This window comes from Rhizobium herbae (assembly GCF_019511375.1).
GTDB classification, from domain to species: domain Bacteria; phylum Pseudomonadota; class Alphaproteobacteria; order Rhizobiales; family Rhizobiaceae; genus Pararhizobium; species Pararhizobium herbae_A.
The window spans coordinates 338,347-354,377 of the sequence record NZ_JAEUAO010000004.1 but is presented as its reverse complement, the minus strand read 5'-3'; the positions used below and the strand labels follow the sequence as shown (position 1 = coordinate 354,377).

The window sequence follows — 16,031 nt, the reverse complement described above, 5'->3', positions numbered from 1 at the left end:
AATCATGTTCGATGTCAGCCAAATCAGGGAACACGCCGAGGTCGTCAGCGCCGACGGCCTGCACATCGGTACCGTGGACCGCGTCGAAGGAAACCGGATAAAGCTCACAAGGAAGGACAGCGGCGCCGGTCACGAAGGCCATCACCGCTTCATCGATCTCGACCTTGTCGAAAGCGTCGATGACAATCGGGTTCGCCTGACTGCAAGAAGCGCAGATGTGATCTCCTCGGAGGAAGAAGAAAGCGGCTCTTCGGTTCACTGAACGGGATTGCCGCAGATTCCGCCTCGCGCAGGACAGGCCGGGCAAATGGGTGAATTTTGTGCAATTCCGCCCTTGATATCTCGCCGGAGAACACGATTTACATGTGGTAACCCGCATGGAGCATCCGCTTCTCCGGCTTCGCGCCCGCGTGAAACCGGAGTCCTTGAATCATGCTTTCGCCGCACTTATCTATGAGCATGTGGGGTCGGACAGACCCACAAGCCCGGCTTGCCACAAGGAGGCCGGAACGCGAAAGGGGGGTGCTTAATGGCCCGCAGTACGTTACCGTCCATTACCGCCGGAGAAGGCGGTCTCAATCGTTACCTCGACGAAATCCGCAAGTTTCCGATGCTCGAGCCGCAGGAAGAGTACATGCTCGCCAAGCGGTACCAGGAGCATGACGACCGCAAGGCCGCCCATCAGCTCGTGACCAGCCATCTGCGCCTGGTGGCGAAGATCGCCATGGGCTATCGCGGCTATGGCCTGCCGATCGGCGAAGTCGTTTCCGAAGGCAATGTCGGCCTCATGCAGGCCGTCAAGAAGTTCGATCCGGAACGCGGCTTCCGCCTGGCAACCTACGCCATGTGGTGGATCAAGGCCTCCATCCAGGAATATATCCTGCGCTCGTGGTCGCTCGTCAAAATGGGCACGACCGCCAATCAGAAGCGGCTGTTCTTCAACCTGCGGCGCCTCAAGGGCAAGATCCAGGCCCTGGACGAGGGCGATCTGAAGCCCGAGCAGGTCAAGCAGATCGCCACGACGCTGAACGTGTCGGAGGCCGAAGTCGTGTCGATGAACCAGCGCCTTTCCGGCGATGCGTCGCTCAACGCGCCGATCAAGGCGGGAGAAGGCGAGTCCGGCCAATGGCAGGACTGGCTGGTCGATGACCACGACACACAGGAAGAAATGCTCATCGAGCAGGACGAGCTGGAAAGCCGCCGCAGCCTGCTCTCGGGCGCCATGAAGGTGCTGAACGATCGCGAACGCCGTATCTTCGAGGCTCGCCGCCTGACCGAAGAGCCTGTGACGCTTGAAGACCTGTCGGCGGAATTCGACATCAGCCGCGAGCGCGTTCGACAGATCGAGGTCCGCGCCTTCGAGAAGGTTCAGGACGCTGTTCGCAAGGCCGCGCTCGACCGGCAGAATGCCCTTCGCCTCGTCGAAAGCGCTTGATCGGATCGACACCTCAACAAAAAGCCCGGCTGGATCCAGCCGGGCTTTTTGCGTTCAGGCGGCGCCTGCCAAGTTACTGGCCGGCGGGGTTCGGCTTGGCGACGATGCTCCAGGCCTGCATGGCCTTTGCGAAGGCCTCGGTGCCCGCAGGACCCTTTTCAAGCGTCAGCAGGGCGCGGCGACCATTGCGATAGGTTAGCGGGATATCGATCCAGCTGCGGCTGCGCAGCAGCTCGGTATTCGTCGCCACTGCCTCGGGGAAATCGTTAAGCGCGATCATGTGGAAATCTTCCGTGATCTTCGCCGGCACAGCGATCAGCGGATCGCCTCGATCCTGCTCGTTGCGCTTCATCGCCACACGCTGGACGCTCTCGATGCTGCCACCCTCGAAATTCTCCGGCAAGGAGAAAACGAACTCGATGACATGGCTCGCCGGCAGCGAGGTATCGGCATTGCGCTTGATCGTCATCAACGCCGTCAGACCGCGTTCCGGAACATTGATCTGCGCCTGTACGACAGGCTCCGGTTTGGCGTCGCCACCCGGAGATTCCTCCTTCACCGACCAGGCGACATTGCCCTCGATAGCCGTCGGCGCGGACTGTCCGAGCCGTTCCTCATAGAGAAACATCTTCTGGGCGCCGGCAGGTATCTGCTGCGTCGCCGGGTTGACTGCGGTCTGTTGCTCCGGCACCGCCTGGGGGGGTTGGGCATTGTCGGCCTGGCCGCCGGTTGCCTGCGCGACGTCCTGAGGTGCGCCTGCCTCTGTCTGCGCGGCAACGGATTTGCCTTCCTCGGAGGCAGCTTCCCCTCCCGGCACGGGTGCAGGTCCCTGATCGACCTCCGTACCATCCGCCTGCAGCCGTTGCGTGAATTTGGTGCTGCTGCCTTCAACTGAAGCCACCTCAGTGCTGGGCGGGGTTTCAGCCTGTTTGCTCGCCTCCGGCGTGGCGACGTTTTTGGTCGCTTGCGAGCCCGTCGCATCCGGCGTCTTCTGGGCCGGGACCTGTGCAGTCAGGGAATTAATCGTAGCCGTAACCCAGGCGTTCACTGCCTCCTGGTTTCGCCAATACGCATAAGTCGCGCCAGCGAGAATGATGAGAACGGCCGCGACGATCGCGATGACCTTTAGATTGATCGAGGAACGCTTCGGTTCGGCACGGTAGGAGACCGGCCTGGAGGGAACCGCCAGATCCTCCCCGACACCCGCCGCTTCCCGATTCTGCTGAAAGGCCGCTGCAGCACCGGTCGCCGCGGGGGCATTGTAATGGAGAAGGTCGTCGACATCGTTCCAGGCATTACCGGCAGGCTTCTGCTCGTCCGCCGGGGCTTGCTTCTCGACAGGCCAGGACCAGTCGGAAATGGCAGGCTCGGTGCTGTCGCCCGTTGCCGATTGCTGGGTGAAGGGATCGCGATCGTCCCATGCCCAGGAGTGCGAGGGTTCAGCGGTCTCCTGCTCTTTGCCGCTGGACTCGGCGTGCCGCGGCGCGACCGGTTCGGCGCGCTCGTAGTCTGTGAGGTCGGGAATATCGTCGGTGATGGCACCATCGCTCGCCGCTTCGGTCCAGACGGATTGGCTGTGCGCGGCGACGGGAACCGGATCGTTCCACTCCGGCAATTCCCACTCGGACGACGACGCCGAGGGCATCGGCTTGTCTTTGACGGTCGCTGGCGCGGCGCTGAACTCATCCTCCAGAAGACTCGACACATGCGCGTCGTCCTGGGACGAGGTTTGCGCGGCAACGGCATAAGGGGGTTCGGAAGCGGCTTGCGGCAGCTCTTCGTGCGGGACTTCGTCTTGCCGCAGTTCGTGCGGCGTCTCGTCTCGCCGCAGTTCGGGTTGCGGCAGTTGGTGTTGCGACAGTTCGTGTTGCTGCGGCTCGTCTTCGGCCGGCGCTTCAACAGTCTCGTCCGTCGCGGCGAATTCCGCCTGGCCGACAGGTTCCGCCGTCGGTGCTGGTTCGCCCTGCTCGGCGTAAGTTTCCCCCGCCCCGGCAGCAACCGGCGCAGCCGTTTCATCGAAGCCGGGGCTTTCAACCGTTTCGTCGACAGGCGCGACGGCATCGGCATGAGCTTCAACCGGCTGAGACGGCTCCTGGACAACGTCGCCATGACTGTCCTCGGCGTCGGTTTCGACAGCCGGGTGGCCTTCAGCGACAGCCGGGGGCGCTGCCTCGGCCACAGCGCGCTCCTCAGTGGTCTCGACGGGCTCGGCAGCAACCTCGGGCGGTGCCGCAGCCAGCTCCTCCTCAAGCGCCGGAAGCGCTTCGGCGTGATCGCTCTCGACCTCCATGATGGCGGCTTCCAGCTTGACCATCTGGCGCTCGATCATCTCGTCGGAGGGACGAGGCTTCATGCTTTCAAGTTGACGGCGGACGGCGCCCCTGGCCTTTTCATAGACCTTGGCCCGCATTTCGGGAACGTTGTCCGACAGACCATCGACGGTCCTTCGAATGACTGCAACAAAATCCGCCATCAGAACTTTCTCATACAATCGGCGTGCTTACGCCAGACCCATCCCCAGTCGCGAACGCGAAGACTAGTCCTCAAACGGGTCTGTCACAAGTATCGTGTCATCGCGCTCGGGGCTGGTGGAAAGCAGCGCGACTGGCGCACCGATCAACTCCTCCACCTGGCGAACATATTTGATCGCCTGGGCTGGAAGATCTGCCCATTTGCGGGCACCGACGGTCGATTCCTTCCAGCCTTCCAGCGTGATGTAGACGGGCTTTGCCTGCGCCTGCTGCGCCTGCCCGGCCGGCAGATGATCGATCTCGACGCCGTCCAGCGTGTAGCCAACGCAGATCTTCAGCTCATCGAGCCCGTCAAGCACATCAAGCTTGGTCAGCGCGATGCCGGTAATGCCGTTGGTCGCCACGGACTGGCGCACGAGCGCGGCGTCGAACCAGCCGCAGCGGCGCTTGCGACCCGTCACGGTGCCGAACTCATGGCCCTTTTCGCCGAGGAACTGGCCGATTTCGTCGTGCAGCTCGGTCGGGAACGGTCCCTCGCCGACCCGCGTCGTGTAGGCCTTGGTGATGCCGAGGATGTAGCCGAGAGCGCCCGGGCCCATGCCCGAGCCTGCGGCTGCCTGGCCCGCCACGGTGTTGGACGAGGTGACGAACGGATAGGTGCCGTGATCGATGTCGAGCAGCGTGCCCTGCGCGCCCTCGAACAGGATGCGCGCACCCTTGCGGCGATGGCGGTCGAGCAGCAGCCAGACGGTGTCCATGAACGGCAGGACCCGGGCTGCGATAGAGGACAGTTCCGTCATGATCGCCTCATGGCTCACTTCCGCTTCGCCAAGGCCGCGGCGCAGCGCGTTGTGGTGCGTCAGGAGACGGTCGACCTTGGCCGGCAGCGTGTCGAGGTCGGCGAGATCCATGACCCGGATGGCGCGGCGGCCGACCTTGTCCTCATAGGCAGGGCCGATGCCGCGGCGGGTGGTGCCGATCTTGGTGCCGCTGTTGGACGCTGCGTCTTCGCGAATACCGTCAAGCTCGCGATGCAGCGACAGGATGAGCGTCGCATTATCGGCAATGCGCAGGTTTTCCGGCGAGATCGTCACGCCCTGCTTGTCGAGCTTCTCGATTTCGGCGATCAGCGCATGCGGATCGATGACGACGCCATTGCCGATGACGGCGAGCTTGCCCGGACGCACGACGCCAGAGGGCAGCAGGGAAAGCTTGTAGCTGGTGCCGTCGATCACCAGGGTATGGCCGGCATTATGACCGCCCTGAAAGCGCACGACGACGTCGGCACGCTCCGAGAGCCAGTCGACAATCTTGCCCTTGCCTTCGTCACCCCATTGCGATCCGACCACCACGACATTCGTCATTTCAGTTTTCCTGTTTCCACGCGCCAGTCATTGCGCTGTCTTCAAACCCGCGCATCTATACTGTTTTGTTTTTTGGAAAGCGACCCTGTTTAGGGCTGGATCGGGGCTTTTTGCATGACAAAGAGGGCATTTAGGCCTCGAAGAGAAAAGGCAGCGCCGACTTCGGCGGGGCGGGATCACAGCAAAGACCCGCTGGATGGACAGGATTGACTGGATATTCGACCCTGTTTGCATGCTTCGGTCCAAGGTATTGACGCGCCATCCCTGTTTGCAGCCAGGGCTGCTGCATACTTCCTTATGCGACGAGCTATGGAGAAAACTATGCAGCAGTTTCAAAGTCCTAGAGCGCCGCACATGTCCGCGTTCCGTCGCTTGTGGACCCGTCCCCGTCCGGCAGGGCCAATAATGCGGGGTTGCCTTATGTGCGCCGGATTGATTCAATGCGAACGCGGTGTGATGACGGCCCGATTTGACCGCGCTATTCCGCCTGTCGCCATCGTACTCCACATGCCTCGCCCAGGAACACCGTGCCCATAAATCTTCAAGCCTATGTCATTCTTTGCATCACCACCCTGATCTGGGGCGGCAACTCGGTCGCCGGCAAGATGGCGGTCGGCCATGTCAGCCCGATGATGCTGACCAGCTTGCGTTGGGTGGTTGCCTGTACCGTGCTTTTGATCTTCGCGGCGCCGCAGGTGCGCCGCGACCTTCCCGAGATCCGCAGGAACTGGCTGATCCTGCTCGGCTACGGCACGGTCGGCTTCACCGCCTTCAACGCGTTTCTCTATTCAGCGCTGCAGTATACCAGCGCCATCAACGCCGTCATCGAGCAGGCCGGCATCCCCATGGTCATCTTCGTGCTGAACTACCTGCTCTTCCGCACGGCCTTTTCGATGGCGCAGATCGCCGGCTTCACGCTGACGCTGTTCGGCGTGGCGCTGACCGCCTCGCATGGCGAGCTCTCCACGCTTCTTTCCCTGGAACTCAATCAGGGCGACGCGCTGATGATGGCGGCCGTCTTGGTCTATGCCGGCTATACCGTAGCGCTGCGCTGGAAGCCGAATATTCACTGGAAAAGCCTGATCGCGATATCCGCCCTGGGCGCCCTGCTTAGCAGCATACCTCTGATCGTCTGGGAGTTTTCCGCGGGCCGGCTGCTCTTGCCCGATGCTCAAGGCTGGGCGATCGTCGCCTATGCCGGCCTGTTGCCTTCGCTGGTGTCGCAAATACTCTATGTGCGCGGCGTCGAACTGATCGGTCCCAACCGCGCCGGCCTGTTCATCAACACCATCCCGATCTTCGGCACGCTCCTGTCCATCGCGCTCATAGGCGAGGCCCTGCAGACATTCCACGTCGTCGCGATGGCGCTGGTACTCGGCGGCATCGCGGTTGCCGAGAGGGGCCGGCCGCGCCCGGTAGCAAACGAACAGGCTTCGTAAAGCACGGCGGTTCGCGTCGAGATGCCTTATCGCGGCAAGTCGCGCTCCATATAAACAGCGTGGTCGCCATAGCTTGCCAGTTTTTCGGCAAGCGCCCCGTCCATACGCACCGAAAAACCTTGCCGTTCCCAGAACCGCCGCGATCCATTGACCGAAACAAGCGCCACCGTTTCGTAGCCGGCTGACCGCGCCTGCTCGGCAAGCAACGCAGAAACCTTTCCTCCCGCGCCGGAACCGCGCGTTTCAGCAAGGAGAGCGAGGTCGTGAAGATACCACGCGTCCGCCTCGGCCGGGAGCGCACCGAGCCGGACGTCTATCGGCGGTGGTGCGCGCCGCATCCAGGGGTGACTGAGAACATATCCCGAAACCACACCGCCTTTTTCCAGCACAAAACATCCCTGCGGACAAAGCAGCAGCCGTTCCAGCAGCACGTCATGCGCCTCGGGCTGAAGAGTGTGAGCAACGCACTGGATGTCGTAGATGGCGCTGATGTCCGCCGGAGCGGCGGGGCGCCAATGATAGGCGGTATTCTTTGCGTCCATGCCAATTGCTCTCGTCAACGACAGACGCGCCGGAGGCGAATCCCGGCGCGTCCATGTTCTATTCGTGAAGTTATGCGCGCTCGGCCGAGCGCACATCGAGGGATCAATCGACGTTGAACACCAATTGCTTGGCCTGGCGGATCGCCGGGTTGGCGCGCAGCTTGTCGAGCACCTCTTCCGACACCGCCCCGTCGACATAAAGCAGCGCGATGGCATCGGAGCCGGCATGATGACGGCCGAGCTGGAAGTTGGCGATGTTGACGCCGGCATCGCCAAGGGTCGTTCCGATGAAGCCGATCATGCCGGGAACGTCAGTATTGGTGATATAGACCATGTGACTGCCGACATCGGCATCCAGGTTGATGTCCTTGATCTGGATGAAGCGCGGCTTGCCATCCGAGAAGACGGTGCCGGCAACCGAACGCGTCTGGTTGGCCGTCGTCACCGTCAGCTTGATATAACCGTCGAAAACGCCCGACTTGTCGCGCTTGACCTCGGAGAGGATGATGCCCTTCTCCTTGACCATCACCGGCGCCGAAACCATGTTGACGTCCGAGACCTGGCTGCGGATCAGACCGGCGAGGGCTGCACTCGTCAGCGCCTTGGTGTTCATCGCGGCAGTCGAGCCGTCATAGAGGATTTCGATTTCCTTGATGGCGCTTTCCGTCACCTGGCCGACAAAGGCGCCGAGCACGTCGGCAAGTTTGATGAACGGCTTCAGTATCGGCGCTTCTTCAGCCGTGATCGACGGCATGTTGATGGCATTGGAAACAGCGCCCTTGACGAGGTAGTCCGACATCTGCTCGGCGACCTGCAGGGCCACGTTCTCCTGCGCTTCCGTGGTGGAAGCGCCGAGATGCGGCGTGCAGACGACGTTCGGCAGGCCAAACAGCGGGCTTTCCGTCGCGGGCTCGACCTCGAACACGTCGAAACCGGCACCGGCGACATGACCGGACTTGATGGCATCTGCCAGCGCATGCTCGTCGACCAGGCCGCCGCGGGCGCAGTTGATGATGCGTACGCCCGGCTTGGTTTTCGCCAGTGCTTCGCGGTTCAGGATGCCGCGCGTCTTGTCGGTCATCGGCACATGCAGGGTGATGAAATCTGCCTGGGCCAGCAGTTCGTCGAGCTCGACCTTGGTGACGCCCATTTCCTCGGCGCGTTCCTTCGAGAGGAAGGGATCATAGGCGAGCACGTGCATCTTCAGGCCGATGGCGCGGGCGCAGACGATACCACCGATATTGCCGGCGCCGATGACGCCGAGCGTCTTGCCGGTAATCTCGACACCCATGAATTTCGACTTTTCCCACTTTCCGGCCTGGGTCGACGCGTCGGCCTGCGGCAGCTGGCGGGCGACGGCAAACATCAAGGCGATGGCATGCTCGGCCGTCGTGATCGAGTTGCCGAACGGCGTGTTCATGACGATGATGCCGCGGCGTGAGGCGGCCGGAATATCGACATTGTCGACGCCGATGCCGGCGCGGCCGATAACCTTGAGGTTGGTCGCAGCCGCAATCAGCTTTTCCGTCGCCTTGGTGGCGGAGCGGATGGCGAGACCGTCGTAATTGCCGATGATCTCGGCCAGCTTGTCCTTGTCCTTGCCGAGCTTCGGCTGGAAATCGACTTCGACGCCACGATCGCGGAAGATCTGGACGGCGGTTTCCGACAATTCATCGGATACGAGTACGCGAGGTGCCATGAGAGGCCTCCATTGGTTTCGTCAAAATTGAAAGGATAGGGAAGACCGCGCCCTGTCGGCGCGGCCATAAGCCTGTCAGGCAGCAGCCTGGGAAAGCGTCGCCTTCTGGGTCGCAAACGCCCAGTCGAACCAAGGCATCAGCGCCTTGAGGTCGGCCGTCTCGATCGTCGCGCCGGCCCAGATGCGGAAACCGGACGGGGCGTCGCGGTAGGCGCCGATATCGTGAGCAACACCGTGCTTTTCCAGAAGCGCCACCATGCCCTTGGCGAATGCGTCCTGCGCGGCGGCGTCGAGGGCGGCAACATCCTTGTCTGCGATCTTCAGGCAGACGGAGGTGTTGGAGCGGGTTGCCGGATCCTCGGCCAGATTGGCGATCCAGTCCGTCTTTGCAACGAAGTCATGGATGACCTGCGCATTGGCGTCGGCACGGGCGATCAGCGCCTTCAGGCCGCCAACCTTTTTGGCCCAGAGCAGGGCATCGATATAGTCCTCGACGCAGAGCATCGATGGCGTATTGATCGTCTCGCCCTGAAAGATGCCTTCGATGATCTTGCCGCCCTTGGTCAGGCGGAAGATCTTCGGCAGCGGCCAGGATGGCTCGTAGCTTTCCAGTCGCTCGACAGCGCGCGGCGAGAGAATGAGAATGCCGTGCGCACCCTCACCGCCCAGAACCTTCTGCCAGGAGAAGGTGACGACATCGAGCTTGGCGAAATCGAGTTCCTGAGCGAAGGCCGCCGAAGTGGCGTCGCAGATCGTCAGGCCCTTGCGGTCGGCCGGAATGAAATCGGCGTTTGGAACGCGCACACCCGAGGTCGTGCCATTCCAGGTGAAGACCACGTCGCGGTCGAAATCGAGCTTGGAGAGGTCCGGAAGCAGGCCGTAATCGGCCACGATCTTGCGGGTGTCGGGGAGCTTCAGCTCCTTGACGACATCGGATACCCAGCCGGAGCCGAAGCTTTCCCAAGCGACCATATCGACGCCGCGGGGCCCGAGCAGCGACCAGAGCGCCATCTCGACGGCGCCGGTGTCGGACGCCGGCACGATGCCGATGCGGTAGTCCGCCGGCACTTCCAGAACTTCGCGGGTCAGGTCGATGGCCTGCTTCAGCTTGCTCTTGCCAACCTTGGCACGATGCGAGCGACCGAGGGCTGCATCAGAGAGCGCATCGAGCGACCAGCCGGGGCGCTTCGAGCAGGGACCAGAAGAGAAATGGGTGTTTTGCGGACGGATGTCCGGCGTCGCAGGTGTCGTCATCTGAGCTATCCTTCCAGATAGAAAGCCTCTCGTTAGGGAGAGGTGGCCTGCCGCCGTCAATATGGCGGACCGGGAAGGAAGTCAATGAACTTATGTCGCTGTTGAAAAGATTTTTGACGCGACCAGCATGGCAGGGGGACTTGCGTCCCCGCCTACCACAACGCCAGCCGCAGGCCGGCACGAACCTCATGACGGCCGAGGCCGTCGTCCCGCCCGCTTGTATCGCCGCTGCCGAACATGTCGCCGTCATCGATCTGCGAATAGCGATAACCGATGTCAAGCTTCAGCCGTTCTGTCATGTCATAGGAAACACCGGCCATCAGCGCATAGGTCAAGCGCCAGCTGCTGTCGCCATTGAAGGACTGGTCAACGGCACCGGCCCCGGAACAGGCGGCAGCGCCCGGCACGCAGCTGGTGCTGAGCGACACGTCGCTCCAGCGCAGGTGCGTCACGCCGAGGCCAGCGCCGAGATAGGGAGTGAGGCCGGCAAGCGTGCCTAGATCGACATAGCCGTTTGCCATGATGCCGATTGCATTGTAGTCGGCGCGCTCGCTTGCGGCACAGGAGGTCCCGGCCGCCTCGCCGGCGCAGGGGACGTCCGCCTCGCCCGAACCATCGAACTCTCCGTCGAAATAATCGCCCGTCAGGTCAGCACGGAACATGTCGGTGAACTGATAGCCAGCGCCCAACGAGCCGGAGAACGGCCTGCCGAAGCGGGCGTTGTCGAAGGACGCGGTGCCCGTCGTACCCGTACCGGCGTCGAGGAGACGAACCGCCGGATCGCCCTCCTGCGTCCAGCCGGCATAGCCGACATCGGCGCGCAGATAGAACCCCTGGCCTCCCGTTTCGGCGGCCGAGATGCTGACCTCGGGCGCCTCGAGCAGATCATCCGCCGCCGTCGCCTGATTGGCGGCCAGCAGCGCCAGCGCGGATGCAGAGAGGAGAATACGTCGCCAGTTCATCGTCGCGTCCTTGGAAAGCCATCCGTCGCGGCGCGAGGCACCTTGGCCGGCCGCATTTACGAGGATTAACTATCGCAGCCGCGGGTTAACCATCGGTTAACCATGCTTCTTAACCTGACGACGGGCACAACGGAAAAGGCCGCCCGGACACCGGACGGCCTTTGCAACTGGATCTTTGGATGCGGGTTACTTGTAGACGGCGGGCTCGACCGGCGGCACATAGGCTTCCTGGCAGCCGCTGAAGGAATAGCGCAGACCGGCGCGGGCTTCGTGCAGGTAGAGGCCCTCATCCGAGCCCGGGCCGCCATTGGATGCATAGCCGAACATGTCGCCCCCGAGCACGTGGCGGAAGCGGTAGCCGACATCGGCCTTCAGGTTGCAGGTCAGGTCGATCGCCGTACCGGCCATCAGGGCATAGGTGAAACGCCACTTGTCACGACCCTCATGGTCGATCGTCGGATCGCAATTGCTCGGATCGGCCGTCTCGCAGCTCGTGTTGCGCAGATTGTCCCACCGGACCTGGGTGCCACCGATACCGCCACCGACATAGGGCGTGAACGAACCGTAGGTGCCGATATCGACATAGGCGTTGGCCATCAAGCTCCATGCCGTCAGAGCCGCCACGTCACGCGACGTACAGGCAGCAGCAACACCGCAGGAACCCGTGGTCGAGCCTTCGAAGTCGGCCTCGCCAATGTAGTCGAGAGTCACGTCGGTGCGCAGATAGTCGTTGATCTGGTAGCCGACACCGATCCCGGCCGTCCAGGTGTCATCGAGATCGGCGTCGTCGAAGTCCTGAACGAAGCGGCCGGGGCCTTGATAGTAGTGCGCGCCGCGAAGATCGGTGAAGGCGTAGCCGACGTCGCCGCGCAGATACCAACCGCTGGCGGAAGCGACCTGCACCGGCTCGGCAATCGGCTGCTCGATCGGCGGCTCGTAGAGATCCGCAGCGAAGGCTGCGGTGCTGAGCAACGCCGCAACAACGCCAATCAAAATAGACTTCATGGCCTCACTCCAAAATTTTTTTGTTGCTTGGTCAGCCGAGAGAGCGGCCTCCAATAAATGATGTCGAAGTGGATCATGAATAGGAAAGGTTAAGGTCCAATTAACTACAAAAATTTACCGTAACTATTAAGGGGTTTGCTTGATGACAAAGCAACTCCAGATGCCTTCCTAGCAAGAGCTAAAAAAAAGACCGGGCATAACCCGGCCTTCCTTGCATCTCGGACGCGAATGCGCTTCAGGCGACGTTGCGAACGGCGCTGATGACACTGATCAGCTCGTCGACGATCCGTTCGACCTGCTGCCGGTCGTCGCCTTCCGCCATGACGCGGATCAGCGGCTCGGTACCGGACGGGCGGATCAGCAAGCGACCGTTCTTGGCAAGTTCCGCCTCCGCGTCGGCGATTGCCTGACGGACGGTGACGTTTTCGAGCGACATGCCGGACGAAACCCGAACATTCTTCAGAACCTGCGGTACGGGGTCGAAACGGTGGCAAACGTCGCTGACCGATTTTCCCTGGCGCTTGACGCAGGCGAGAATCTGCAGCGCCGCGACAAGGCCATCACCGGTGGTGCCGAAATCCGAAAGGACGATATGACCGGATTGCTCGCCGCCGACATTGAAGCCATGCTGGCGCATGTGCTCGACCACGTACCGGTCACCGACCTTGGTGCGATGCAGGTTGAGGCTGCGTCCCTGAAGGTAGCGCTCCAGGCCAAGATTGGACATCACGGTCGCAACGATGCCATCACCGTTGAGCATGCCTTCGGCCGCCCAGCTGTCGGCGATGACCGCCATCAGCTGGTCGCCGTCGACGATCTTGCCGTGCTCATCGACGATCAGCACCCGGTCGGCGTCGCCATCGAGCGCAATGCCGATATCGGCGCGCACCTCGTGCACCTTTTTCTGCAGGGTCTCCGGATGGGTCGATCCGCAGTCAAGATTGATGTTGATGCCGTTCGGTTCGTTCCCGATCGTCACGACGTCCGCTCCGAGCTCCCATAGGGCAAGCGGCGCGACCTTGTAGGCCGCACCATTGGCGCAGTCGATCGCGACCCTCAGGCCCTGGAGCGTCACGTCGCGCGGCAACGTGCGCTTGGCGTGTTCGATATAGCGATAGATATCGCCCTCGACGCGCTTGGCCCGGCCGATTTCCTGCGATTTGGCGAGCTGCGCCGCCATGTCCTTTTCGAGCAGTTCCTCGATCTGGCCTTCCATCTCGTCGGACAGCTTGTAGCCATCCGGCCCGAACAGCTTGATGCCGTTGTCTTCGAAGGGATTGTGCGAGGCGGAGATCATCACGCCGATATCGGCGCGCAGCGAGCGCGTGAGCATCGCGACGCCGGGGGTCGGTATAGGTCCGAGCAGGAAGACATCAAGACCTGCGGCGGTGAAACCGGCCACCAGCGCATTTTCCAGCATATAGCCCGAAAGACGGGTATCCTTACCGATCACCACCCGATGCCGGTGCGCGCCATTGCGAAAGATCGTACCAACGGCAACGCCGACGCGCATGGCTAGATCCGGCGTCATCGGAAACAGGTTCGACTGTCCGCGGATACCATCCGTCCCGAAATATTTGCGCTTCATAAAAACTCCAATTCTTGTCAAAGGCCCCGGCGCAACGTCAGTCACAGGCCCGCCAGGGAGGCGCTTTTCCGCAACACCGGCCTTCCGGGTCACTTTGCAGGCGCTCAGCCGTCAATCTGCGATCGCTCGGAAAACTGCGCATGGGTATTTTATTGCCATAAAACCTGCGCAACAACATCCCGTGGTATCATCAGAATTCATTACAGCGCGTTACCAAATTATTCAGGACAAAGAAAAACCGCCGCATCTTTCGGCGCGGCGGTTTTAATACGCATTCGTACCCGGTGTAAGCCTATTGCGGCTGCGGTTCGAACCCGCCTTCGGCCTCGTCGCCCTTGTGGCCAACGGAACCGTCCTTCTTTGCGCCCGCCGACGGAACCGCAGAGCCGCGATGCGGAGGCGAGTCGTCGCCAAGGTCGCGCGCCGGCTTTTCGCCGCGGATCAGCGCCTTGATCTCGTCGCCGGTCAGCGTCTCGTATTCGAGCAAGCCCTCGGCAATCGCAACGAATTCAGTATGCATCTCGGTGATGATCCGCTTGGCTTCCAGATATGCCTCGTCGATCAGGCGACGGATTTCGGTGTCGATCTTCTGCGAGGTCGCTTCCGAGACGTTTTTGGTCTGCGAAACGGAGTGGCCGAGGAAGACCTCCTGCTGGTTCTCGCCATAGGCGACCTGACCGAGTTCGTCGGAGAAGCCCCATTGCGTCACCATGGCGCGCGCAAGCTTGGTTGCCTGTTCGATATCGGACGATGCGCCGGAGGTAATGTTTTCCTTGCCGAAGGTGATTTCCTCGGCAACACGGCCGCCCATCATGATCGCCAGGCGCGACACCATCCACTTGTAGCTCATCGAATAGCGATCGCCTTCGGGAAGCTGCATGACCATGCCGAGAGCGCGACCGCGCGGAATGATCGTCGCCTTGTGCAAGGGATCGGCAACCGGAACCTTGAGCGCCAGAATAGCGTGTCCCGCCTCATGATAGGCAGTCAGCTTCTTCTCGGCTTCGGTCATGGCGGAGGAGCGGCGTTCCGCACCCATCATGATCTTGTCCTTGGCGTCTTCGAATTCCTGCATGGTGACGACGCGCTTGTTCCGGCGCGCAGCCATCAGGGCGGCTTCGTTGACGAGGTTCATCAGATCCGCGCCCGAAAAGCCGGGCGTGCCGCGTGCAAGGACCTTGAGATCGACATTCGGCGCCAGCGGCACGTTGCGGATATGCACCTTGAGGATACGTTCACGGCCGTTGATGTCGGGGTTGGGAACGACGACCTGGCGGTCGAAACGGCCCGGGCGCAGCAGCGCCGGGTCGAGAACGTCCGGGCGGTTGGTTGCGGCAATCAGGATGATGCCTTCATTGGCCTCGAAGCCGTCCATCTCGACCAGCAGCTGGTTCAGGGTCTGTTCGCGCTCGTCGTTACCGCCGCCGAGACCGGCACCGCGATGGCGACCGACTGCGTCGATTTCGTCGATGAAGATGATGCATGGTGCATTCTTCTTCGCCTGCTCGAACATGTCGCGGACACGCGATGCGCCGACACCGACGAACATCTCGACGAAGTCCGAGCCGGAAATCGTGAAGAAGGGCACATTGGCCTCGCCAGCCACGGAGCGGGCAAGCAACGTCTTACCGGTGCCGGGGGGGCCAACGAGCAGAACGCCGCGTGGAATGCGGCCGCCAAGGCGCTGGAACTTCTGCGGATCGCGCAGGAATTCGACGATTTCCTCGAGATCCTGCTTGGCTTCGTCAACACCGGCAACGTCGTCAAACGTCACGCGGCCGTGCGCTTCGGTAAGCAGCTTCGCCTTGGACTTGCCAAAGCCCATTGCGCCGCGCGAGCCGCCCTGCATCTGCCGCATGAAGAACAGCCAGACGCCGAGGATGAGAAGCATGGGCAGCAAAGTGCCGACATAGCTCAGGAAGCCGGAGGAACCGTCGGTTTCGGGGCGAACCGTCACGGTTACGTTCTTGGCTTCCATGCGTTCGGTCAAAGCCGTGTCGATCGCAGGCGCATAGGTCTGGAAGGTCGCACCGCTCTCGGTGTAGGAGCCGATCACCTTGTTGCCGGTGATCAGCACTTCCTTGACGCGGCTGCCGTCGACGTCCTTCAGGAACTGGGAAAAGGGAATATCCTTGGACCCGGTGCGCTCCGTCGGCTGCTGAAACATGCTGAACAGCGCGATCAGCAGCAGGGCAATGATTGCCCAAAGGGCAAAATTTCGAAAATTAGGGTTCATCGAACTCCCCGGAACCTGTCGCAACCCTCAATGATT

12 protein-coding genes are annotated in these 16,031 nt (G+C 61.8%); 3 read left to right on the top strand and 9 right to left on the bottom strand.

The annotated features are described in order from the left end of the window. The first annotated feature begins 4 nt into the window (after positions 1-4). Positions 5-262: a DUF2171 domain-containing protein gene (locus tag JNB71_RS18465; protein WP_220373258.1), complete on the top strand. Its 258-nt coding sequence runs from the start codon at positions 5-7 to the stop codon at positions 260-262. A 267-nt stretch (positions 263-529) separates the two neighbouring features. After that, a complete protein-coding gene (gene rpoH, locus JNB71_RS18460) occupies positions 530-1,435 on the top strand; it encodes an RNA polymerase sigma factor RpoH (protein WP_220373257.1) in 906 nt (301 codons plus the stop codon). Between the two features lie 73 nt (positions 1,436-1,508). On the opposite strand, the gene JNB71_RS18455 is transcribed toward rpoH, so the two are convergent. Beyond that, on the bottom strand, positions 1,509-3,908 hold the full coding sequence (locus tag JNB71_RS18455) for a hypothetical protein (protein WP_220373256.1): 2,400 nt from the start codon (positions 3,906-3,908) through the stop codon (positions 1,509-1,511). A gap of 63 nt (positions 3,909-3,971) precedes the next feature. Next, entirely contained in the window at positions 3,972-5,270 is a 1,299-nt protein-coding gene (locus tag JNB71_RS18450) for an adenylosuccinate synthase (RefSeq protein ID WP_220373255.1), read from the bottom strand. A gap of 533 nt (positions 5,271-5,803) precedes the next feature. On the opposite strand from JNB71_RS18450, the gene JNB71_RS18445 reads away from it, so the two are divergent. Continuing rightward, the gene (locus tag JNB71_RS18445; RefSeq protein WP_220373380.1) at positions 5,804-6,709 is read left to right on the top strand and encodes a DMT family transporter; all 906 of its coding nucleotides are present in this window, start codon (positions 5,804-5,806) and stop codon (positions 6,707-6,709) included. Positions 6,710-6,735: 26 nt separating this feature from the next. On the opposite strand, the gene JNB71_RS18440 is transcribed toward JNB71_RS18445, so the two are convergent. From JNB71_RS18440 to ftsH, 7 genes are all read right to left on the bottom strand, one after another. Next, positions 6,736-7,251 carry a GNAT family N-acetyltransferase gene (locus JNB71_RS18440; protein WP_220373254.1) on the bottom strand — a complete coding sequence of 172 codons (516 nt, stop codon included), beginning with the start codon at positions 7,249-7,251 and terminating at the stop codon, positions 6,736-6,738. 103 nt (positions 7,252-7,354) lie between these two features. Then, positions 7,355-8,950 (bottom strand): phosphoglycerate dehydrogenase, encoded by a 1,596-nt coding sequence (gene serA, locus JNB71_RS18435; protein WP_220373253.1) that lies wholly within the window; start codon positions 8,948-8,950, stop codon positions 7,355-7,357. Positions 8,951-9,025: 75 nt separating this feature from the next. After that, positions 9,026-10,204: a phosphoserine transaminase gene (locus tag JNB71_RS18430; protein ID WP_220373252.1), complete on the bottom strand. Its 1,179-nt coding sequence runs from the start codon at positions 10,202-10,204 to the stop codon at positions 9,026-9,028. Positions 10,205-10,356: 152 nt separating this feature from the next. After that, positions 10,357-11,166, bottom strand: coding sequence for an outer membrane protein (locus JNB71_RS18425; RefSeq protein WP_220373251.1), 810 nt, complete (start codon positions 11,164-11,166; stop codon positions 10,357-10,359). 186 nt (positions 11,167-11,352) lie between these two features. Next, positions 11,353-12,171, bottom strand: a complete 819-nt coding sequence (locus tag JNB71_RS18420; protein ID WP_220373250.1) for an outer membrane protein — start codon at positions 12,169-12,171, stop codon at positions 11,353-11,355. Between the two features lie 235 nt (positions 12,172-12,406). Next, the gene (gene glmM / locus JNB71_RS18415; RefSeq protein ID WP_220373249.1) at positions 12,407-13,759 is read right to left on the bottom strand and encodes a phosphoglucosamine mutase; all 1,353 of its coding nucleotides are present in this window, start codon (positions 13,757-13,759) and stop codon (positions 12,407-12,409) included. 292 nt (positions 13,760-14,051) lie between these two features. After that, a complete protein-coding gene (gene ftsH / locus JNB71_RS18410; RefSeq protein ID WP_018327837.1) occupies positions 14,052-15,995 on the bottom strand; it encodes an ATP-dependent zinc metalloprotease FtsH in 1,944 nt (647 codons plus the stop codon). Positions 15,996-16,031 lie beyond the last annotated feature (36 nt).